Below are 22,574 nucleotides of genomic sequence, written 5' to 3'. Positions count from 1 at the left end.
CTTACTTTTTCAAGGGTCTGGTTTTGATATGTGTTAAGCAGAGAAGCAAGCTGACACAGCCTGACTAAAGACTGCCGTGTCCTCCCAAAAGCTGCGCTTTTGGTCGTGTGACAAAATGCGTCCGAAGGGTTCCTTGTCCTGTGGCTAGCGTCGGATTAAACATTCTGTGCATAGATTCGACTCCTGCTTTTCCAGGACTTTTTGAACAACCTTTGAAAAATGGAATCAGAAAGGAAGTTCATTAATGGAGATTCTTAATCTCTCATTGCCGGCCACCAACCGGTTTGCAACAAATTATACACGACAAACCGAAGAACTTATGCAGTTTTTTCACTATCGCTATAATTCTGCTATAGACTATAAAGCGCGGTTAGGGGAATTAAAGGATCGGTCATTTATGAGAAATGAACTTTCTGAATATATCGGAAAGTTTATGGACCGCTTTCCTGCCTCTACAGCAGTGCATCAATCCCTTGAGAAGCTGAAGCAAGAAAATAGTGCTGTTATTATTGGAGGGCAGCAGGCCGGAATTCTAACGGGCCCGCTGTATACCATACATAAAATTATATCGATTATCTCACTTGCCCAACAAAAGGAAAAAGAGCTGGGCATTCCTGTCGTACCTGTTTTCTGGATTGCTGGCGAGGACCACGATTATCAGGAAGTTAACCATGTGTTTGTTGAAAAGGCAAATAAAATGGAGAAAGTGATTTATCCTGAAAAGGTATTTGAAAAAATTATGGTTTCCAATATTTTTTTGGATCGTGATAAATGCAAATCATGGGTGGAGACTATCATAGAGTCATTTGGTGAGACACAATATACAAAAGAGCTCCTTAAAACACTAAGTGATACCATAAACCAATCTAAAAGTTTTGTTGATCTTTTTGCAGGGATTATCATGCATCTGTTTAAAGATTCAGGATTGCTGCTGGTCGATTCTGGTGATAAAAATTTGCGTATGCTTGAAAGAGGCATATTTACAAAGCAGGTTGAAAGCTTCGGTGAAATAACAAAAAGGGTTAGAGAGCAGCAGAATCAGCTGGAACGAACCGGGTTTCCTAATGCGATTGAAATTAGCGAAAATGCTGCAAATCTATTTTATTACGATGAAAAGCGTAAGGAAAGAATACTCCTTGAATATAATCAGGAGAAAAAGGTGTTCACTGGAAAAGAGGGTTTCCACGAGTTTACGATGGATGAGCTTTTGGAGATTGCTGAAAAATATCCTGAAAGGCTAAGCAATAATGTTGTAACAAGGCCGATCACTCAGGAATGGCTGTTTCCGACATTGGCGTTTATTGCGGGACCGGGCGAAATTGCCTATTGGGCTGAGCTGAAAAAGGCATTTGAGTGGTTTGGAATGAAAATGCCTCCAATTATGCCTCGGCTGAATATTACCATTTTAGAACGCTCGGTGGAAAGCGACATGAAGGAAATAGGCCTCGATTTGCAGGAAGTGCTTACCTTCGGGACAGCAGTAAAGAAAAATGATTACCTTGAGCAAATTAAAAATGAAAGCATTGAAGAGCAGTTCAGAAAAACAAAAGAGCAGTTAAAGCAAAACTATGTTTTAATAGAAGAATTAACTGGGAAAGAAGCCCATGCATTGCTTCCGATGTTGAAGAAAAACGAGGAACTGCTTGTAAAGCAGATGGATTTTATGGAGTCGAAAATTCAGCAAACAATCCAGAAAAAGTATGATGTAATCATTAATAAGTATGAAAAAGTGGAAAATAATTTAAGGCCGGGAGGGTCTCCGCAAGAGAGAGTCTGGAACGGGCTGTATTACATTAATAAATATGGTATGAGTTTTGTGAATGATCTTTTGGAGTGTCCATTTGTATTTGATGGGACACACAAAGTCATAAAAATTTAACATTCGCCAATATTCTTCTGCCTTATCCATTTGGATAAGGTCTTTTTTTCCCCCTTTTTAAGCAAATACAACAGAGTTAAATATTGATAGGCCAGCATGTATGCAAGCAAGAAGATGGCTGTGAAAAAAACGTAATGCCCTTAAAGAAATTGTAATAAAAAGACGAACGGAAATTCCTTGAAAAACTCTAGGGAGGCAGGATTTTAAATGCAGTGGTAGAATAATTAAAAACATGTGGAGGAAAGTGGGGGAATGTGGTACATTTGAGTTAGAAAGTGGGTGCAGTGGGTATGTTCATGGGTGAGTTCCATCATAACGTTGATAATAAAGGCCGTCTCATCGTGCCGGCCAAGTTCCGGGACAACTTGGGCGAAACCTTCGTTTTGACCCGCGGACTCGATCAATGTTTGTTTGGCTACCCGATGGACGAGTGGAGGCTGCTTGAAGAAAAATTAAAAGGCTTGCCTCTTACAAAAAAAGATGCCCGCGCTTTTACCCGTTTTTTCTTTTCAGGTGCTACTGAATGCGAAATAGACAAGCAAGGAAGAATAAATATTGCTTCCCCGCTTCTGCAATATGCAAAATTGGAAAAAGAATGTGTAGTACTGGGCGTTTCCAATCGGATTGAAATATGGAGCAAGAATCTTTGGGAAGATTATTTTGCAGAGTCAGAAGAATCTTTTGCTGATATTGCAGAAAATATGATTGGGTTTGATATATAATGGGAATGTTTTATTGATATAATTTCCCGCAGGGTAAATTATCTTAACAAAGATGACTGTCTAGCTCCGGATGCTGTTAAGGCATCCAGCGCTTTTCGGATTGGAAAGGTGGAAACATACAACTATGTTTGATCATACAACAGTACTATTAAAGGAAACAGTCGATGGCTTGAATATTCATCCGGATGGAGTTTATGTGGATTGTACCTTAGGCGGTGCAGGACATAGCGAGCTGATTCTCTCACAGCTTTCTGATAATGGAAAGCTATACGCTTTTGACCAGGATGATACGGCTATTGCCCATGCAAAAGAAAAACTTGCTAAATTTGGCGACAGAATAACTATTATTAAAAGTAACTTCAAGTATCTTCAGGAAGAACTGGAAAAGTTGGGTGTACTTAAGGTTGATGGCGTTCTATATGATCTCGGCGTTTCCTCTCCGCAATTAGACACACCGGAACGGGGGTTCAGCTACCATAATGATGCCCCGCTGGATATGAGGATGGATACGGAAGCAGAGCTATCAGCTTTTGATGTTGTAAACGGCTGGGACTATGCAGAGCTTGTAAAGATTTTCTTCAGATACGGAGAAGAAAAATTCTCCAAGCAAATTGCAAGAAAAATTGAAGCGGCCAGAGCAGAAGCTCCAATTGAAACAACCGGGCAGTTGGTAGAAATTATTAAAGATGCAATACCTGCTCCTGCAAGGAGAAAAGGCGGACATCCTGCTAAGAGAGTGTTTCAGGCTATCAGAATTGCTGTTAATGATGAACTTGGCGTCTTTGAAAATTCATTGCAGCAGGCCATTGATATCCTAAACCCCAAAGGAAGAATCAGTGTGATTACTTTCCATTCCCTTGAGGATAGGATTTGCAAAGCCACATTCAAAAAAACTAGTGAAACACCGAATTTGCCGCCAGGACTGCCAATTATTCCTGACGAGTATAAACCAATTTTAAAGCTGATAACAAGAAAGCCAATCCTTCCTTCTGAAAAAGAGCTGGAACATAATAACCGTGCAAGGTCCGCAAAACTGCGGATAGCGGAAAAACTTTAAGCAATCATGGAATTAGTGCATAGATAAAATAAAAAAACAGGAGGGAAATTATGAGCAATTTAGCAAGAAAGATTCAGGAAGAACAGCAATATCAGCAGCAAACCCAGCCGCTAGAGGCCCCAAAAAAATTAAAGTCCAGAAAATCATGGCTTTCTCCTGGAGAAAAAATTCTTGGACTTGCTTTTACGGGCATCGTATGTTTTGGTGCAGTCCAAATGGTATCAAACCAAGCAGCCATTTATGAAGTAAACAAAGAAATACAGCAAACAGAACGGGCTATTCAGGAACAGACCAAGGTAAACGGGGATCTTGAAATGCAGGTCAGCGAGCTAAGTACATATGAGCGCATCAAGGCAAAAGCTGAAGAAATGGGATTGAAATTTAGCGGAAATAATGTCAAGGTTGTGGAAGATTAATGAAGAAACAGCCAAATATAAATTTTGGAGCAGCGATATTATTCCTAATATTCAGCCTGCTCTTTTTTGTATTGCTTTTTCGTTTTATTTCTATCCAAATAACTGGAGAAGCAGACGGGCAAGTTCTTGCTGCCAAGGCTCAGAAAAAATATGAACGGGAAAAAACGATTGAAGCCAGAAGGGGCACCATTTATGACCGCAATGGCGAAGTAATTGCAGAGGATACTGTCTCCTATAAGCTTGTGGCTATTTTGGATGAAAGCATGAAACCTGGTTATGTTAAGGATCCGGATAAAACAGCAAAAGAACTATCTAAGGCAATAGATCTGGAAGAGTCGGAGATTTATAGAATACTTACCAAAAAAACAAAAGACGGAGAAACACCATTTCAAGTAGAATTTGGAAAAGCCGGACGTGATCTTCCATTAAAAACAAAACGTGAAATAGAGGATATGAAACTTCCGGGCATTACATTTATTACGGATTCCAAGCGGTTCTATCCAAATGGCGTCTTTGCTTCACACCTGATTGGGTATGTCGAAAAGAAGAAGGCTGAAACGAACAAGACTGATACAGTCGGAATGCTGGGATTGGAGCAGAGTTTAAATGATATTCTGACAGGCAAGGATGGAAAGTTCAGCTATGAAAGTGATATTTGGGGCTATCTGCTTCCAAATGGAGATGAAAGGATCAAGCCTGCTCAAAATGGTAAAGACGTCTATTTGACAATAGATAAAAAAATCCAAACCTTCCTTGAAGATTCAATGAACAAGGTGGATAAAGAATATAAGCCCAAGAAAATGGTAGCTGTTGTTGCGGATGCGAAAACTGGTGACATTCTTGCTATGGGCCAAAGGCCTTCCTTCCATCCAAAAACAAAGGAAGGCATAGAAGAAACCTGGCATAATGAAGTTATCGAAAACTCTTACGAGCCAGGCTCAACCATGAAAATCTTTACTTTGGCAGCAGCGATTGAAGAAGGAGTGTTTAATCCTAATGAATGGTTTAAGTCAGGGAGCTATAAAGTAACTGAAAATTCTAAGGCAGTAAGAGACCATAATCAGGGGCGCGGATGGGGACCCATTACTTATCTTGAGGGGGTTCAGCGTTCCTCCAATGTCGCATTTGCGAAAATAGTGAAAGAAAAACTGGGTTATGAAACGTATAGAGAATATGTAACCAAGTTTGGTTTTGATGATCCTACCGGAATTGACCTGCCTAATGAAACGGGCGGCAATATTGTATATGAATGGCCGCTGGAGAAAGTAACAACCGGATTCGGCCAGGGTTCCGCTATTACGCCAATTCAGCAAATCCAGGCGGCTACAGCGATCGCTAATGACGGAAAGATGATGCAGCCGCATGTAATCAGCAAAATTGTTGATAGCGATAAAAAAGAAGTTGTGAAGGAAACGAAACCAAAGGTAAAAGCTAATCCGATATCAGCGGAGACGGCTAAGAAAACGAGAGATATTTTGGAGACAGTTGTTTCTTCTGAAAATGGTACAGGCTACAAACGCTATAATATTGAAGGGTACGAGGTTGCCGGAAAAACGGGGACTGCACAAATCCCTGATCCTAATGGAGGCGGATATCTAACCGGGCATGAAAATTTCATCTTCTCCTTTTTAGGCATGGCTCCAAAGGATGACCCTGAATTGATTATCTATGTGGCTGTGCAGCAGCCGGATATTGATCTTAACACGAATGGTGCCGAGCCGGTTTCCAAGATTTTTACTCCTGTTATGAAAAGCAGCTTGCAGTATTTAAATATTGAGCCTTCCAAAAAACTTAAGATTAAGTCTGAACAAACACCTGAAGTGGAAGGGCTGACAATTGAAGAGGCAAAAGCTAAGCTGAAAAAGTTCGGATTTGAGGCGATTGTGCTGGGAAAAGGTAATAAAGTAGAGAGACAAGTTCCCGGCAATATGTATAATTTGCTTGAAGGAGAAAGGGTTATCCTTAAGACGGATGGCGAGTTAACAGTGCCTGACATGAACGGCTGGTCGCTTAGGGATGTTATGAAAGTGGCAAAGCTGGCCAACTTAAAGCTAAATACAGTAGGTAATGGATATGTGGTGAAACAAAATCTGAAGGCCGGGGCTGCTTTAAGTGAAGGGGATTATTTAATCGTCGAGCTGGAGCCTCCTGCCCAAAAATATAATGAAGTGGAAAAAGAAGAGGGGCAGGATGAATCGGAAGAAGTGCTTGATTAAATGGAACGCACTGTCAGATAGGCAGTGCGTTCTATTCATATGGGTACAAGCATATATTTGAACGAGCCATAATCTAAGGAGGTTCGTTCGTACATGCGTGTTTCAAATGTAACCGTTCGGAAACGGTTGACTGTAGCTTTGTTCGTTGGTATTCTTGTTTTTTTTATTATCGATTTGCGTCTTGGGTATGTACAGTTTTTTCTTGGCAATATACTTACTGATGGCGCAAAGGAACTCTGGAGCAGGGATATCCCTTTTGAACCCGAGAGAGGGGAAATTGTGGATCGAAACGGCGTTCCGCTTGCCACTAATGTCAGTGCGCCAACTGTATACGTTGTCCCAAGGCAAATAAAGGATCCTGCAGATGCTTCTGAGAAATTGGCTGCTGTCTTGAATATGTCGAAGGAAAAAGCTTACCAGCTTATCACCAAAAGAGCATCAAGCGTGAAAATTCCTGAAGGACGGAAAATCTCCCATGAAAAAGCAAAAGAGATTCGTTCTTTAGAAATAGAAGGCGTCTATATTGGTGAAGACTCAAAGCGCCATTACCCGTTTGGAAACTACCTTTCCCATGTGCTCGGTTTTGCTGGAATTGACAATCAGGGTTTGATGGGCCTTGAGTTATACTATGATGAAGAACTTAAAGGAAAAGAAGGTTCGGTGAAATTTTATGCGAATGCCAAGGGCGAGCGCATGAACGATATGGCGGATGACTACAAGCCGCCTGTTGATGGAATGGATTTGAAGCTTACCATTGATTCAAAGATCCAAACGATTGTTGAGAGGGAGCTTGATATAGCCCAGGCTGAATATAACCCTGATGGCATTATTGCTATTGCCATGAATCCGAATAACGGTGAAATCCTGGCCATGTCGAGCCGGCCTGATTTTGACCCTGCCAACTTTAGAAACGTGCCGCCCGAAATATACAACCGGAACCTCCCTATCTGGAGTACATATGAGCCGGGTTCCACTTTTAAGATTATTACTCTGGCAGCTGCTTTGGAAGAGGGCAAGGTAGACTTGGAAAAAGATCACTTCCATGATCCAGGGTTTGTTGAAGTTGGAGGTGCAAGGCTAAGATGCTGGAAGAAAGGCGGTCATGGCAGCCAGACATACCTTGAAGTTGTCCAGAATTCCTGTAACCCTGGTTTTGTAGAGCTTGGGGAGCGATTAGGCAAGGAAACTTTATTTAAATATATTCGTGATTTTGGTTTTGGGGAAAAAACAGGCATTGATCTTCAGGGCGAAGGCAAGGGGATTTTGTTTAACCTTGAACGTGTAGGCCCTGTTGAGCAGGCAACCACTGCATTTGGACAGGGTGTTTCCGTTACTCCGATCCAGCAGGTTGCCGCCATTTCTGCCGCAGTTAACGGCGGGACATTATATACGCCATATATAGCAAAAGAATTAATAAATCCGGCAAACGGTGAAATTTTAATGAAAAAATCACCTGAGGCTAAGAGGAAAGTAATTTCAAAAGAAACTTCCGATGAAATTCGGCTTGCACTGGAATCGGTTGTTGCCAAGGGATCCGGTAAAAAAGCATTCGTTGACGGATACCGTGTTGGCGGTAAAACAGGAACCGCGCAAAAAGCTCAAAATGGACGTTATCTTGAAAATAATCATATAGTATCTTTTATCGGATTTGCTCCAGCAGACGATCCGCAGCTTGTCGTCTATGTGGCAGTAGATAATCCCAAAGGAACCGTTCAGTTTGGCGGTGTTGTTGCCGCACCAATTGTTGGGGAGATTATGGGAGACAGTTTGCGGAGCATGGGTGTAAAACCCAGAAAAGATCAAATCGAAAAAGAGCTGACTTGGATGGACTCTCCAATGATTGAAGTTCCTGACATGGTTGGCATGACAAAGAAAGATTTGGGCGAGCTATACCTTAACTTAAAAATCGATGCGAGCGGAACAGGAAATACAGTGGTTAAGCAAACGCCTCAACCGGGTATAAAGCTTAAGGAAGGCTCGACAATCCGTCTGTTCTTCGATGATAGAGAATAACAGCCAGAGGGCGGCACAATATTGCGCCGCCTGAATTTTTGTTTTTTGGAGAAAAATGTTATTAATATCATATTGGGAAAAAGGTATATGATTAAATGGCTAAAAAGGCAATTATCATGTACAATATATATCGCTATGATTTTGGAATCGTATCGATTGGTTTTATTTTTAAAGCTGGGAATCACTCTGGCGGATGACAAGATTTTTTAATCTGCAAGGAATCAGATTGCTAATTAAAGAGGAAAACAGATAGCGCTGCTTTAGAATGAGAGGAATGAATGACATGAAATTACATACGGTGCTGCATTATCTGCAGCCATATATGTCTTACAAAGGGGAAAATCCAGAAATCACATCAATTGTGAACGATAACCGGCAAGTAACAGCCGGAAGCTTATTTGTTTGTATAGAAGGTTATACGGTTGACGGCCATGATTTTGCCGTTTCAGCTGCAGAAAAGGGAGCGGCTGCTGTCCTTGCACAGAAGGAATTGGATTTGGATATACCAGTAATTTTGGTAAAGAACACACGGAGGGCAATGGCCGTGCTTGCTGATGCTTTTTATGGGCAGCCAAGCCAAAAGCTTCATCTGATTGGAATAACCGGTACTAACGGAAAAACGACAACAAGCCACTTGATTGAAAAAATCCTTGCTGATGCTGGAAGGAAAACTGGTTTAATTGGAACGATGTACACAAAAATCGGGGAACAAACTTTCGAAGTGAAAAATACGACACCTGAAAGCCTTACCCTGCAAAGCACATTTAAAAAAATGACGGATTCTGGCGCAGACTCCGCCGTTATGGAAGTTTCATCCCATGCGCTGGATGAGGGCCGTGTACATGGCTGTGATTTTGATGTAGCTGTGTTTACTAACTTAACCCAGGATCACTTGGATTATCATAAAACAATGGATGAATACCGCAGGGCGAAGGGGCTTCTTTTTGCGCAGCTGGGAAGTGCCTTTAATCATGAAAGGCCAAAGTATGCGATATTAAATGCAGATGACCCGGCTTCAGCTGAGTATGAAAAGTCCACTGCAGCACATGTGCTGTCATATGGAATTGATCATGAAGCAGATCTTCGAGCGGTCAATATTGAAATGACTTCTGCAGGTACGGCTTTTGATTTATCCAGCCCATTTGGAAAGCATAAAGTATCCCTTAAAATGATAGGGAAATTCAGCGTATACAATGTACTGGCCAGTATAGGGGCCGGAGTTGCCTCGGGAATACCGATAAGCAAAATCATTAAATCCGTCGAGGAAGTAAAAGGTGTTTCCGGCAGGTTCGAAACGGTTGATGCAGGACAGAATTTCTCCGTAATAGTCGACTATTCACATACTCCAGACAGCCTGAAGAATGCTTTGGAAACTGTAAAGCAATTCGCCCAGAAGAGGATTTTTGCAGTTGTCGGCTGCGGAGGGGACAGAGACCGTTCCAAAAGGCCAATTATGGCTGAAATAGCATGCCAGTACAGCACCGACCCAATTTTCACTTCAGATAACCCGCGCAGCGAGGATCCGCTCCAAATCTTAAGGGACATGGAAGAGGGGGCAAAGGGCGAAAAATATAAGACGATTGTCGACCGGAAAGAGGCCATTCACTATGCAGTGAAAAATGCCGGTGAGGGTGATGTGATTCTAATAGCAGGCAAAGGCCATGAAACTTATCAACAAATTGGAAACCAGGTTTTTGATTTTGATGACCGGCAAGTTGCAAAAGAGGCGATAGAGGAGCGATAAAATGTATTTAACGTATGGTGATTTAGCGAAATTGTTTCCAAATACAACAGGGATAAAGGACAATGAGCTGCAATTTCATACGGTAGCTGCTTCCTCATCGATCGTACAGCCAAAAGGAGTCTATCTCCCTATTGAAGAATCAGGGGATCTGAAAGAAGCGATTGGAAATGGGGCAGTTGCCGCCCTTTGGAAAGAGAAGGACGAGGTACCGGCATATACACCTAATCATTTTCCTGTTTTTTATACAAATGACTTAACGAAAGGCTTAAAGGATATCATGGAATTATATATAGAAAAAATAAGCAAAGCAGAAGAAAAGATCAACATAACAAATTTCCTTTTTTTAGATGAAAAAAGTCTTAAAGAAAACGAAGCAACATATGATATTGCTGTGATGGCAGAAAAATTATATGAAGCATCCGGAAATGCCAAACGCGAAAGGAGGGGATAAATATGATGGAGCAAGTTATTTTTTTCACAATTTTGGCAGGCTTTTTGATAACAGTCTTGCTATCTCCCATTTTTATTCCCTTCTTAAGAAGATTAAAATTCGGGCAAAGCATTCGTGAGGAAGGACCTAAATCCCATCAGAAAAAAACGGGCACACCGACAATGGGAGGAATCATGATTCTTCTCTCTATCACGGTAACGACCTTGCTGATGACAGGGAAGTTTTCAGAACCTACCGTTAAGACATATTTATTATTATTGGTCACACTGGGCTTTGGCCTCCTTGGATTCCTTGATGATTTTATTAAGGTAGCCTTAAAGCGGAATCTTGGGCTAACTTCAAAGCAAAAGCTTCTGGGCCAAATCATAATTTCGGTTATATTTTATTTTGTTTTCAGGCAAAATGAATTTTCCACAGAAGTGCATATTCCGCTGACAGACCTTTCTTTTGATTTGGGCTGGTGGTATGTATTCTTTATTATTTTCTGGCTAGTTGGTTTCTCTAATGCGGTCAATCTTACAGATGGATTGGATGGCCTTGTTTCAGGTACTTCGGCAATTGCTTTTGGAGCCTTTGCGGTATTGGCGTGGAACCAGTCGCAATTTGAAGTTTCTATTTTTTCCGTAGCTGTAGTTGGAGCTGTATTGGGCTTTCTTGTATTTAATGCCCATCCAGCCAAAGTATTTATGGGGGATACAGGTTCCCTGGCTTTAGGCGGGGCAATAGCAACTATTGCCATTCTTACAAAGCTTGAAATCATTTTAATTATTATTGGCGGTGTTTTTGTTATAGAAACGCTGTCTGTTATTTTACAGGTAGCTTCTTTTAAAACGACCGGGAAGCGAATCTTTCGGATGAGCCCGCTTCATCACCATTATGAACTGGTGGGATGGTCTGAATGGCGGGTAGTTGTAACCTTCTGGACTGTTGGCCTTCTGTTTGCAATTCTCGGAATATATATTGAGGTGTGGGTGTAAGTGAAGGAGATAAATCGCTATCGTCATAAAAAAATATTAGTGTTGGGGCTGGCAAAAAGCGGAGTTGGTGCAGCTGCCCTTTTACATAAACTCGGAGCGTTTGTTACTGTGAATGATTTTAAGCCTCTGGCGGAAAACCCTGAAGCCCAGGGGCTGCTTGAGCAGGGAATTACGGTAATTTGCGGCGGCCATCCCATTGAACTCCTGGAAGAAGGGTTTGAGCTTATTGTTAAGAACCCGGGGATTCCATACCATAATCCTATGATTAAAGGGGCCGAGGAAAAGAGCATACCCGTTATAACAGAGGTAGAGCTTGCCTATCAGGTATCTGAAGCTCCTTTTATTGCTATTACAGGCACAAATGGTAAAACGACTACAACCACACTTGCGTTTGAAATGCTTCAGGCAGGCAGCAAAAAGCCGCTGATTGCTGGAAATATCGGTACCGTTGCTTCCGAAGTTGTACAGGAAGCTGCTGAAGAAAATAATATCGTGATTGAACTATCATCATTTCAGCTTATGGGCATACAGGAGTTCAGGCCACGTATTGCTATATTGACAAATCTTTATGATGCCCATTTGGACTACCATGGAACGATAGAAGAGTACCATGCTGCCAAAGCGAATATTACGATGAATCAGACAAGCAATGATTACTTCATAGTTAATGCCGACCAACCGGAAGTTATGGAAGTTGCAGCAGGGTCCAAGGCGAAAATTATCCCTTTTTCACCAACAAAAGAGCTGTCTGAAGGCGCTTATGTTAAAGATGGATGGATTTGCTTCAATGGCGAAAAGGTGATGGAAAGAAAAGATGTCGCCTTACCGGGAGCGCATAACCTTGAGAATATATTATCCTCGATGGCAGCAGCCAAGCTGACCGGGGTTGAAAATGAAGCAATTATTAGCGTCTTAGGTACATTTGCCGGTGTTAAACACCGTCTTCAATATGTGGCCGAATACCAGAGCAGGAAATTTTACAATGATTCCAAAGCGACAAATATTTTGGCAACGAAAAATGCATTATCAGCTTTTAGCGATCCTATCATTCTTCTGGCTGGAGGGCTAGACCGCGGAAATGGTTTTGATGAGTTAATTCCATCTTTAAAACGGGTTAAAGCTCTTGTTACCTTTGGACAAACAGCAGAAAAGATTGAGAAGGCAGCCTTGGAAGCCGGAATAAAAACAATCGAGCGTGTCGATAATGTTGAAAAAGCCGTACCTTCTGCCTTTAAGCTATCTGAGCCTGGAGATGTCATTCTGCTTTCTCCGGCTTGTGCAAGCTGGGACCAATATAAAACTTTTGAGGTTCGGGGAGACATGTTTATAGATGCGGTGCATAAGCTTAAATAAGGGCTTGTCTGCGGGACTAGAGGAAAGAACAGCTTAGGCATACATCTCCTTCGCGGTACAATTAGAGCTTTTTAATCGGTTAAGCAAAAAGGTCTGAAGGTCAAAATCTGACCGCTGGCGATTTGCTTTCTTGATTAGCCCTAAAACTTGCATTCGAGGTGTATTGCGTTGCCGACAAAAAAAACCACTCCCGATTTTATACTAATGATTGTCACGTTTATGCTGCTTGCTGTAGGCTTGACCATGGTTTATAGCGCAAGTGCGATATGGGCAGACTATAAATTTGATGATTCCTTTTTCTTTGCAAAAAGGCAAATGCTTTTTGCAGGCGTTGGAATCATTGCTATGTTTTTTATTATGAATGTTGATTACTGGACGTGGAGAACATGGGCCAAAGTATTAATAATTGTCTGTTTTGTGCTTTTGCTGCTGGTGCTAATTCCGGGAATCGGAAATGTACGGAATGGTTCAAGAAGCTGGATTGGAGTTGGCGCATTTTCCGTCCAGCCTTCGGAATTCATGAAGCTTGCCATGATCGTCTTTATGGCAAAGTTCTTATCTGAAAAGCAGAAGCTCATTACGTCCTTCAGAAAAGGACTTGTTCCATCTTTAGGCCTTGTTTTTTTGGCTTTTGGATTGATTATGCTTCAGCCTGATTTAGGGACAGGAACGGTTATGGTCGGGACTTGTGTGGTTATGATCTTTATAGCAGGAGCCAGAATCAGCCATTTTGTATGGTTTGGTGTCGCAGGTTTGGCGGGATTTGTTGCGCTGGTTTTGTCGGCTCCATACAGAATTAAGCGGATTACATCCTTCCTGGATCCGTGGGAAGATCCATTAGGAAGCGGATTCCAAATTATCCAATCCCTTTATGCCATTGGGCCGGGAGGATTGTTCGGGTTGGGGCTTGGCCAAAGCAGACAGAAGTTTTTTTATCTTCCGGAGCCGCAAACAGACTTTATATTTGCTATTTTAGCTGAAGAGCTGGGTTTTATCGGCGGGTCATTTGTTATATTATTATTCGCGCTTCTTTTATGGCGTGGGATACGGATTGCATTGGGTGCACCTGACCTTTACGGAAGTTTTTTGGCTGTAGGAATTATTGCCATGGTTGCCATTCAGGTAATGATCAATATTGGGGTTGTAACCGGCTTGATGCCCGTTACCGGCATTACTCTTCCCTTTTTGAGTTATGGAGGCTCATCACTCACCCTCATGCTTATGGCTATAGGGGTTCTACTAAATATAAGCCGTTATGCACGGTACTAGAAGTTGTTCTGAAGATGTATTATCTCTGAAACCCTGTCATACAGGGTTTCTTTTTTGGAGTCATCAAAAAGGGAAATCCGGCCTTTTCTCCTATTATCATTTAATAAAGCAAGCAATGTAAGGCTTTGCATTATTACAATTCTTTAACATTATGGTATCCGTTCCTATCTATTCGTTTTAAATATAGTAGAATAGGGAAAAGCGGGGGAGTGATTTTTTTTACAGAGAGTGTTCACTCTTGCGTTGGATCATCATCTCGGAAAAAGAATAGAGCAGTGCTGGACATTAGTCCTAGTTTATGCGAATCTTTTCTTTTTATGGGCTGTGTTAAAGCTAAATGATGATTTTAGCACCCGTTGTTTGGGAATGGAAGGCGTGAAATCCTCAAAAATGCATACGTATTTCCTTCTTGCGGTGTAAATCGGAGAAGCTTATTCAAAGTCCTGCGGGAGGAGCGTCGGACCGCCTGCGGTTCGCTGAGTGCATGGAGCGGAAATCAACAGGAAGTTAACAGAGCCTTTTTATAAGACTCTTTTAAGAGGTGAAAGAATGAAAATAGCGGTTAGCGGCGGGGGAACTGGCGGACATATATATCCGGCCCTTGCGCTCATAAGAGAAATCCAAAAAGAACATAAAGATGCCGAATTTCTATATATAGGCACTGAAAAAGGATTGGAAAATACGATAGTCAAACGTGAAAACATACCTTTTAAGTCTATACATATAACCGGTTTTAAGAGGAAGATTTCTTTAGAAAATGTGAAAACAGTGTTAAGGTTTTTAAAGGGAGTCCGTGAAAGCAAAAAAATGCTAAAAGACTTCAAAGCTGATATTGTGATTGGAACGGGCGGATATGTATGCGGCCCTGTGGTTTATGCTGCGGCAAAACTTGGCATGCCGACAATCATCCATGAACAAAACAGTGTTCCGGGGTTAACCAATAAGTTTCTTAGCAGATATGTAGATCGCATTGCAGTCTGTTTTGAAGAAGCAAAGGCTTTTTTTCCGGAGAATAAAACGATTTTAACAGGCAATCCCCGTGCTTCTGAAGTACTGGGGCAGGATGGAATCAAGGGGAGGCTATCCGCAGGTTTGAAAACCGGCACACCTGCTGTATTAATTTTTGGAGGCAGCAGGGGGGCAAGGCCGCTAAATGATGCGGTACTAAAAACACTCGCTGAGCTGGGAGAAAAACCTTATCAGGTTTTATATATTACCGGTGATGTCCACTATGAGGATGTCCGGAAAGAAGTAGAGCTGGTTGGAAGCCCGGAAAATGTAATCATCAAGCCATTTATTCATAATATGCCAGAGGTTCTTGCAGGTGCTGACCTTGTGGTTTCCCGTGCAGGTGCAACTACATTGGCAGAAATCACTTCTTTGGGCATACCCAGCATCTTAATCCCAAGCCCGTATGTGACAAACAACCACCAGGAAAAGAATGCGAGGGCATTAAGTGACCATGGCGCTGCAGAGCTGCTCTTGGAAAAAGAATTAACAGGCAAAAAACTTATTGATAGCATTGACAAAATTATACTCGATCCAAATAAAATGAATGACATGAAGAAGGCTTCCCGTAATTTAGGAATTCCAGACGCGGCAAAAAGGCTATACGGGTTAATGCTCGAATTGCAATAGTAGCCTTGAAGGCCAGATATGCATAGAATAAATAAATTTAGGTGTAATAAAGAGAAAGGGAGGTATATATGGACGAATTTATCAGCAAGCTTAGAGATTTGAATATTGGCACAATCAAAAAAAACGAGCCAATGGCCAATCATACAACAATGAAAATTGGCGGTCCTGCCGATTTGTTTATAGAGCCTTCTTCCATAGAAAACCTGGCAAAAACGATGGATCTGATCCGTCAGCATAACATAAAATGGACTGCAATTGGAAGAGGCTCAAATTTGCTTGTTTCCGATGGGGGAATAGAAGGGGCGGTCATTAAACTGGGCCGCGGCATGGATGAAATGGAGCTTAATGGTTCGGAGTTAAAGGCAGGGGGGGGATACTCCTTAGTTGCCCTTTCGACGATCATCAGCAAAAAAGGGTTATCAGGTCTTGAATTCGCAAGCGGTATTCCAGGTTCTATCGGCGGTGCCGTTTATATGAACGCAGGTGCCCATGGATCTGATATTTCCCAAATATTAACCCAAGCCCATATTCTATTTGAGGATGGGAAGATGGAATGGCTGTCAAATGAAGAAATGGAATTTTCCTATAGAACATCGATCCTGCAGAAAAAACGGCCTGGGATCGTGGCTGAAGCTGTATTCCAGCTAAAAGAGGGAGACAGGGAACTGATTTCTTCAGCAATGCAGAAAAACAAGGATTACCGCAAGGAAACCCAGCCATGGAACTACCCATGTGCGGGCAGCATTTTCCGAAACCCTCTGCCTGACTATGCGGGCCAGCTGATTGAAAAAGCAGGCTTGAAGGGCCATTCAATAGGCGGAGCAAAAATATCCGATATGCATGGGAATTTTATTGTAAATGCAGGGGATGCAAAAGCTGAAGATGTGCTTGCTTTAATTCAGCATGCCAAGGATACAATTTTCGATTTGTATGGTGTGAAAATGGAAACAGAAGTTGAAATAATCGGCCGAAAGTAACGGGGAATAATACCTTACGAATTCCATTTATTGTGATATAATAATTTCTTAGACATGCAAACCAATTTATTGTTTTTTAATTGAAACGGCATGGGAAACATGCCGTTCTCTCCCCTTATGTATTCCTAATTCAATAAAAATGGACAAGCCATTCGAAAGGGTGCTATTAGGGGAAGAGCCATCCATTTTCATTTTTCCTATTTTCTAAGAAATTATTTCTTTGAGGCAAGGCACAGTCTGGCTCAAGCACATGGTGCGGCGCTTTTGCTTTAGTAAAGGGAGGAAAATTCCAAACTTGGATAATTGTCTAGATCCAGGTGCCATCGGCTCGAGGTCTTAAGTTTGTCGCCGATAGGCGGGGCCTTGCGCATTTCTATGTGGGGTGAATTTTAAAATGGAGAAAAGTAAGGTTGTCTCGCTTGAGGATCGAATACCAAAACTGAAACAGCAGAGGAGGAAAAAAGCGAATAGAAGGCTGATTTTTTTGCTCCTGCTTTTCTTCTCGCTGATTGTTTTAGTTATATACTTTCAATCGCCCTTAAGCCACATTAAGCAAATTAGGGTATCCGGAAATTCAATTTATGATAAAGAAGAAATAATACAAATCAGCGGTGTTACTGAAAAAACAAATATTTGGAAGGTTGAAGAAGAGGTTATCGAGGGTAAGCTTAAAGAGCTGCCCGAAATTAAATCTTCCGATGTAAAGATTCATTTGCCAAACACGGTTGCCATAAAGGTGGATGAACTAAAGCGCATTGCCTACATAACAAAAGAGAAACATTATTTGCCGGTTTTGGAGAATGGGAAAATTTTAAAGGATGTAAAGGTAGCCGAGATTCCTGTTAACGCCCCTATCCTTAGCGGGTTTTCAGAAGGGGATATACTTAAAATGATGATCGGGGAACTGGAGACCTTGCCTGAAGAAGTCTTAAATTCCATATCCGAGATACAGCATACTCCTAAAGATACTGATTCTTTTCATATTACTCTTTATATGAATGATGGTTTTGAGGTTAGTGCAACATTAAGAAGTTTTTCAGAAAAAATGGCACATTATCCCTCTATCGTAAGCCAGCTGGATCCTGAAATAAAAGGCATCATCGACTTGGAAGTAGGCTCTTATTTTAAAGAATATGAGACAGAGGGAGCTGAAAAGGTTGAAGAAGAAAATGAAGGTGAAGGGTAATCATGTCATTTTCTCATTGGTCTTTCTGGTGCTGGGTTATATGATGGCCTTTTCCTACCACCTAACCCAGGGGGAAAATGATAAATCCGCAATGACGGGAAAGCAATGGGAAAGAGATTTGGAACTTCGAAATCAGCTGGTTGAACTGGAGGAAAAAAACAGGGCACTTCAGAAGGAACTGAATGAGAAGCAGGAAAATGTCCTGGAAATTGAAAAAGAGCTGTCCCAGGAAGCTCAGGTTTATTTTAACCTGGCTGAGGATGCAGAAAAATATAGGATGCACCTCGGTAAAGTTAAAGTAAAGGGTGAGGGTGTAGAGGTTACCCTTGCAGATGGGGATTATAATCCAGATGAGGAAAACATCAATAATTATATAGTTCATGAACACCATGTATTTAAGGTTGTCAATGAGCTATATATTTCCGGAGCTGCCGCAGTCTCTATAAATGGGCAGAGGCTATCCCACAGCTCCTATGTAGTTTGCAACGGGCCAGTGATTGAAGTAGACGGCTACCAGCATCCAGCCCCCTTTGTTATCACGGCTATAGGTGATGCAGATGTTCTTTCGTCAGCTCTCAATTTAACAGGCGGAGTTAAGGATACATTGGTAGATGAAAACATCCAATTTACACTTGAAAAAAATGATGAAATTATCATGGAACCGTTACTGGGGACTTAAAGCCGATCAATTCAATATTCTTCCCTTTTAATTTAACGATGTGTCCACAAAAGGATTTATACGGGAAAGTAAGGTGGAATTAAAGTGGACAGCAAAAAGAAACTCAGCTTTACTTTTATTACGGTAGTCATCGGCTTTATGATTGCCGTACAGTTTCAAACTGTAAAAGAACCTGTCGTTCGTGATACAAGGGATACATGGCAGCTAAGAGAGGATTTACTTAAAGAAAAGGAATTGCAATTGAAGCTGCTTCGCGAGATCAGTTCAAACGAAGAGAAAATTGCCCAATATGAAACAAAGCGCAAACAAAGCAAGGAGCAAGTGCTGCGTGAAACGCTGGAGGAATTAAGAATGGAAGCCGGATTAAGTGAAGTGACGGGACCGGGGATCATTTTGACCATTGAACCGGTTTATGAAGAACTGCTTCTAGGGAAACAAGTAGACTCTATCTCACCTGATTTACTTAAAAGGCTTGTTAATGAGCTGAATATGTATGATGCCCAGCATATTTCCATTGATGAGAGACGGGTCATCAACACTACTGTTATCCGTGATATCAACAGGGAAACAATGATAGACGGATATGCACTAAACCGGCTCCCTATTGAAATAAAAGTAATAACAGAGAACGCTCAGTCTGCCGAGAAGCTGTTCAACCGAATGCAGGTATCAAAATCTGCAGAGGAATTCTTCATAGACAATCTTCGGGTAAAGGTGCATAAGCCTGAAGGTCCTGTTACCGTTCCGGCTTATGACGAAGCACTCAGAATCAGATATATGGAGCCTGTGAAACCTGAAGAAGGAGGCAAATCATAATGTGGCTTCCTATTTTAGGATTAATCATAGGGGTTATACTTGGTTTATTAACGGATATAACAATCCCTGAGGAATACTCAAATTATTTATCCATCGCTGTCCTTGCTGCACTGGACACTCTATTCGGAGGAATTCGGGCACAGCTTCAAAATATCTATGATGAAAAAGTTTTCGTCTCCGGATTCTTTTTTAATATTTTACTGGCAGCAAGTTTAGCTTTTCTGGGTGTCCATCTTGGTGTAGACTTGTATTTAGCAGCCGTTTTTGCATTTGGAGTCAGGCTATTCCAAAATATTGCGGTAATAAGGCGTATTCTAATTGCAAAATGGTCCCAAAACCAAGAAAAAACAGAAAAAAATTGATATTTAAAAAAGGGAATATATTAGTTTTGACGAATAATTTTATAGATAAACTACTTATTTTACACAAACAACAAAAAAATGATTGTTGTTCAATAATAATCGGAATTGCTAAAGGAGGTGCCAGAGAATGAACAGCAATGAAATATATGTTAGTCTTGACATCGGTACATCCAGTGTGAAAGTAATCATTGGGGAAATGGTCAATGACTCTTTAAATATTATTGGTGTGGGCAATGTGAAGTCTGAAGGGTTACGCAAAGGCTCCATTGTTGATATAGACGAAACCGTTCATTCTATTAAAAAGGCAATTGAACAGGCTGAGAGAATGATAGGAATGGAGATTAAAAATGTGATTGTAGGTATTACAGGCAATCATGTTATGCTTCAGCCATCACATGGGGTAGTAGCTGTTTCCAGCGAAAATAGGGAAATTACAGACGAGGATGTTGCTAGGGTTATTGATGCGGCACAGGTCGTATCCATCCCTCCTGAAAGAGATATCATTGATGTAATCCCTAAACAGTTCATCGTTGACGGATTAGATGAGATTAGCGATCCCCGCGGAATGATCGGTGTGCGCCTCGAAATGGAAGGCACCATTATTACCGGATCCAAAACAATATTACATAACACACTGCGCTGTGTAGAACGTGCCGGTCTTGAAATTATGGATATTACGCTTCAGCCGCTGGCAGCAGGAGCTTTTGCCCTTTCGAAAGATGAAAAGAATCTTGGAGTGGCACTTGTGGACATTGGCGGCGGTTCTACAACAATCGCCTTGTTTGAAAACGGAGTATTGAAGGCAACCAGTGTCCTCCCAGTCGGCGGGGACCATATAACAAAAGATTTATCAATTGGCCTTCGTACATCTACTGAAGATGCAGAAAACATTAAGACAAAGCATGGTTATGCATTCTATGACCATGCATCCGAAGATGAAGTATTTAGTGTTCCGATCATTGGCAGCGACCAGCATCAGCAATTTAACCAGCTTGAAATATCGGACATTATTGAAGCGAGGATGGAAGAGATATTTGACCTTATCCAGCACGAGGTAAAGCGCCTTGGAGCCAAGGATCTTCCGGGGGGCTATGTCCTTAGCGGGGGCGTAGCAAATACCCAGGGAATACTGGAGTTGGCACAGGTCGTTTTCCAAAATAGGGTGCGCATAGCAATCCCAGATTATATTGGTGTAAGGGAACCTCAATATACAACAGCTGTCGGACTGATCAAGTTTGCTTACAAGAATGCCAAGATACAGGGCAGAAGAATGGAGCATCCAGTAACTGTTCCGGAAACAAAAGAGAAACGAGTTCAGAAACAACAACCGCAACCAAAAACAAAGCCGGAAAAACAGCCGGAAGAAAAAATCACATCAAGAGTTAAAAAGTTCCTCGGATACTTTTTCGAATAACTTGATTTGATTCGCATGGGTTTTGGAAACGGAATAACCAGCCATTGGGCTATCAGCAAAAAAGACAAGCACGGCGAAATAGACAGCAAAGACTATTTCCACGGTGCAAATAAAAAAGCGAATCAGAAAAAGGTGTTCTTAGGAATATCGACGAATTAGGAGGATTAGTCATGTTGGAATTTGATACGAATTTAGATTCATTAGCAACCATTAAAGTAATCGGCGTTGGAGGCGGCGGTAACAATGCAGTAAATAGAATGATTGAACACGGTGTGCAGGGTGTCGAGTTTATTGCAGTTAACACAGACGCCCAGGCGTTGAACCTGTCAAAAGCTGAAGTGAAAATGCAAATTGGAGGAAAGCTTACAAGAGGCCTTGGTGCTGGTGCAAACCCTGAGGTAGGCAAAAAGGCAGCCGAAGAAAGCAAGGAGCAGGTTGAAGAAGCTCTAAAAGGCGCGGATATGGTTTTCGTTACTGCCGGGATGGGAGGCGGAACTGGAACAGGGGCTGCTCCGGTAATTGCCCAAATTGCCCGTGATTTAGGTGCCTTGACAGTTGGAGTTGTTACCCGCCCATTTACGTTTGAAGGCAGAAAGCGTTCTACCCAGGCTGCCGGCGGCATTGCTTCCATGAAAGAAGCTGTTGATACTTTGATTGTCATTCCTAATGACAGGCTTTTAGAAATTGTTGATAAAAGCACTCCGATGCTTGAAGCATTCCGGGAAGCGGATAATGTTCTTCGCCAAGGTGTACAGGGTATTTCCGATTTGATTGCCGTACCAGGGCTAATCAACCTTGACTTTGCAGATGTAAAAACGATTATGTCCAATAAAGGATCAGCATTAATGGGGATAGGTGTTGCGGCAGGCGAAAACCGTGCTGCTGAAGCGGCGAAAAAAGCCATATCATCACCATTGCTTGAAACGTCAATTGACGGAGCCCAGGGGGTTCTGATGAATATCACAGGCGGATCCAACCTGAGCCTGTATGAAGTTCAGGAAGCTGCCGATATTGTTGCTTCTGCATCAGATCAGGACGTAAACATGATTTTCGGTTCTGTTATTAATGAAAATCTTAAGGATGAAATCGTTGTAACGGTTATTGCAACCGGATTTAACGAGGAAGTCATCCAGCCTAAACCAACCAGACCTTCATTTGGACAGCCGAAAGCTGCACCAAGCATGGGAACGGTCAAACGTGAGCAAAAGAGAGAGGAAGCTCCACAAGAGCCTGTAAGAAGCAACCAGTCTCACCAGCCAGAAGAAACTCTGGATATTCCAACCTTCCTCCGCAACCGCAACCGCAGGAGATAATGATAAATAAATAAACACCTGGAATCAGAGATAGTCTATGATTCCAGGTGTTTTTTCAAGAAAGCTGTGCTTAAGCTATTTGCTGATTAGAA

At 41.8% G+C, this 22,574-nt stretch carries 19 protein-coding genes; all 19 read left to right on the top strand.

Going from position 1 to position 22,574, the window contains the following annotated elements:
* Positions 1-244 precede the first annotated feature (244 nt).
* Complete coding sequence (gene bshC / locus DFO73_RS16325) at positions 245-1,879, top strand: bacillithiol biosynthesis cysteine-adding enzyme BshC (RefSeq protein WP_110065786.1); 1,635 nt, start codon at positions 245-247, stop codon at positions 1,877-1,879.
* Positions 1,880-2,169: 290 nt separating this feature from the next.
* The gene (gene mraZ, locus DFO73_RS16320) at positions 2,170-2,601 is read left to right on the top strand and encodes a division/cell wall cluster transcriptional repressor MraZ (RefSeq protein WP_026581511.1); all 432 of its coding nucleotides are present in this window, start codon (positions 2,170-2,172) and stop codon (positions 2,599-2,601) included.
* A 124-nt stretch (positions 2,602-2,725) separates the two neighbouring features.
* Positions 2,726-3,658 (top strand): 16S rRNA (cytosine(1402)-N(4))-methyltransferase RsmH, encoded by a 933-nt coding sequence (gene rsmH / locus DFO73_RS16315; protein WP_110065785.1) that lies wholly within the window; start codon positions 2,726-2,728, stop codon positions 3,656-3,658.
* A gap of 50 nt (positions 3,659-3,708) precedes the next feature.
* Positions 3,709-4,074, top strand: a complete 366-nt coding sequence (gene ftsL / locus DFO73_RS16310; RefSeq protein WP_110065784.1) for a cell division protein FtsL — start codon at positions 3,709-3,711, stop codon at positions 4,072-4,074.
* Positions 4,074-6,290 (top strand): penicillin-binding protein, encoded by a 2,217-nt coding sequence (locus tag DFO73_RS16305; RefSeq protein WP_110065783.1) that lies wholly within the window; start codon positions 4,074-4,076, stop codon positions 6,288-6,290. Before ftsL ends, DFO73_RS16305 begins: the two co-directional genes overlap by 1 nt.
* A gap of 93 nt (positions 6,291-6,383) precedes the next feature.
* The gene (locus DFO73_RS16300) at positions 6,384-8,303 is read left to right on the top strand and encodes a stage V sporulation protein D (protein ID WP_110065782.1); all 1,920 of its coding nucleotides are present in this window, start codon (positions 6,384-6,386) and stop codon (positions 8,301-8,303) included.
* Between the two features lie 283 nt (positions 8,304-8,586).
* On the top strand, positions 8,587-10,047 hold the full coding sequence (locus DFO73_RS16290) for a UDP-N-acetylmuramoyl-L-alanyl-D-glutamate--2,6-diaminopimelate ligase (protein ID WP_110065780.1): 1,461 nt from the start codon (positions 8,587-8,589) through the stop codon (positions 10,045-10,047).
* Between the two features lies 1 nt (position 10,048).
* Positions 10,049-10,498, top strand: a complete 450-nt coding sequence (locus DFO73_RS16285; RefSeq protein WP_110065779.1) for a hypothetical protein — start codon at positions 10,049-10,051, stop codon at positions 10,496-10,498.
* Positions 10,499-10,500: 2 nt separating this feature from the next.
* The gene (mraY, locus tag DFO73_RS16280) at positions 10,501-11,475 is read left to right on the top strand and encodes a phospho-N-acetylmuramoyl-pentapeptide-transferase (RefSeq protein WP_110065778.1); all 975 of its coding nucleotides are present in this window, start codon (positions 10,501-10,503) and stop codon (positions 11,473-11,475) included.
* Positions 11,476-12,828, top strand: a complete 1,353-nt coding sequence (gene murD / locus DFO73_RS16275) for a UDP-N-acetylmuramoyl-L-alanine--D-glutamate ligase (protein WP_110065777.1) — start codon at positions 11,476-11,478, stop codon at positions 12,826-12,828.
* 168 nt (positions 12,829-12,996) lie between these two features.
* Positions 12,997-14,097 (top strand): stage V sporulation protein E, encoded by a 1,101-nt coding sequence (spoVE, locus tag DFO73_RS16270; protein WP_110065776.1) that lies wholly within the window; start codon positions 12,997-12,999, stop codon positions 14,095-14,097.
* 549 nt (positions 14,098-14,646) lie between these two features.
* The gene (gene murG / locus DFO73_RS16265) at positions 14,647-15,735 is read left to right on the top strand and encodes an undecaprenyldiphospho-muramoylpentapeptide beta-N-acetylglucosaminyltransferase (RefSeq protein WP_110065813.1); all 1,089 of its coding nucleotides are present in this window, start codon (positions 14,647-14,649) and stop codon (positions 15,733-15,735) included.
* 68 nt (positions 15,736-15,803) lie between these two features.
* Positions 15,804-16,712 carry a UDP-N-acetylmuramate dehydrogenase gene (gene murB / locus DFO73_RS16260; protein WP_110065775.1) on the top strand — a complete coding sequence of 303 codons (909 nt, stop codon included), beginning with the start codon at positions 15,804-15,806 and terminating at the stop codon, positions 16,710-16,712.
* Positions 16,713-17,106: 394 nt separating this feature from the next.
* Positions 17,107-17,898: a cell division protein FtsQ/DivIB gene (locus DFO73_RS16255; protein WP_110065774.1), complete on the top strand. Its 792-nt coding sequence runs from the start codon at positions 17,107-17,109 to the stop codon at positions 17,896-17,898.
* Positions 17,846-18,577 carry a DUF881 domain-containing protein gene (locus DFO73_RS16250; RefSeq protein ID WP_110065773.1) on the top strand — a complete coding sequence of 244 codons (732 nt, stop codon included), beginning with the start codon at positions 17,846-17,848 and terminating at the stop codon, positions 18,575-18,577. The genes DFO73_RS16255 and DFO73_RS16250 overlap by 53 nt, the downstream gene beginning before the upstream one ends.
* Positions 18,578-18,661: 84 nt before the next feature.
* A complete protein-coding gene (locus DFO73_RS16245; protein ID WP_110065772.1) occupies positions 18,662-19,393 on the top strand; it encodes a DUF881 domain-containing protein in 732 nt (243 codons plus the stop codon).
* On the top strand, positions 19,393-19,755 hold the full coding sequence (locus DFO73_RS16240) for a small basic family protein (RefSeq protein ID WP_110065771.1): 363 nt from the start codon (positions 19,393-19,395) through the stop codon (positions 19,753-19,755). Before DFO73_RS16245 ends, DFO73_RS16240 begins: the two co-directional genes overlap by 1 nt.
* Positions 19,756-19,882: 127 nt before the next feature.
* On the top strand, positions 19,883-21,169 hold the full coding sequence (ftsA, locus tag DFO73_RS16235) for a cell division protein FtsA (protein WP_110065770.1): 1,287 nt from the start codon (positions 19,883-19,885) through the stop codon (positions 21,167-21,169).
* A 170-nt stretch (positions 21,170-21,339) separates the two neighbouring features.
* Positions 21,340-22,482, top strand: coding sequence for a cell division protein FtsZ (ftsZ, locus tag DFO73_RS16230; RefSeq protein ID WP_110065769.1), 1,143 nt, complete (start codon positions 21,340-21,342; stop codon positions 22,480-22,482).
* Positions 22,483-22,574: the final 92 nt, after the last annotated feature.

The sequence above is a fragment of the Cytobacillus oceanisediminis genome, assembly GCF_003182355.1.
GTDB classification, from domain to species: Bacteria; Bacillota; Bacilli; order Bacillales; family Cytobacillaceae; genus Cytobacillus; species Cytobacillus oceanisediminis_A.
The sequence above is the reverse complement of the archived record's forward strand: the minus strand, read 5'-3'. Positions and strand labels throughout refer to the sequence as shown.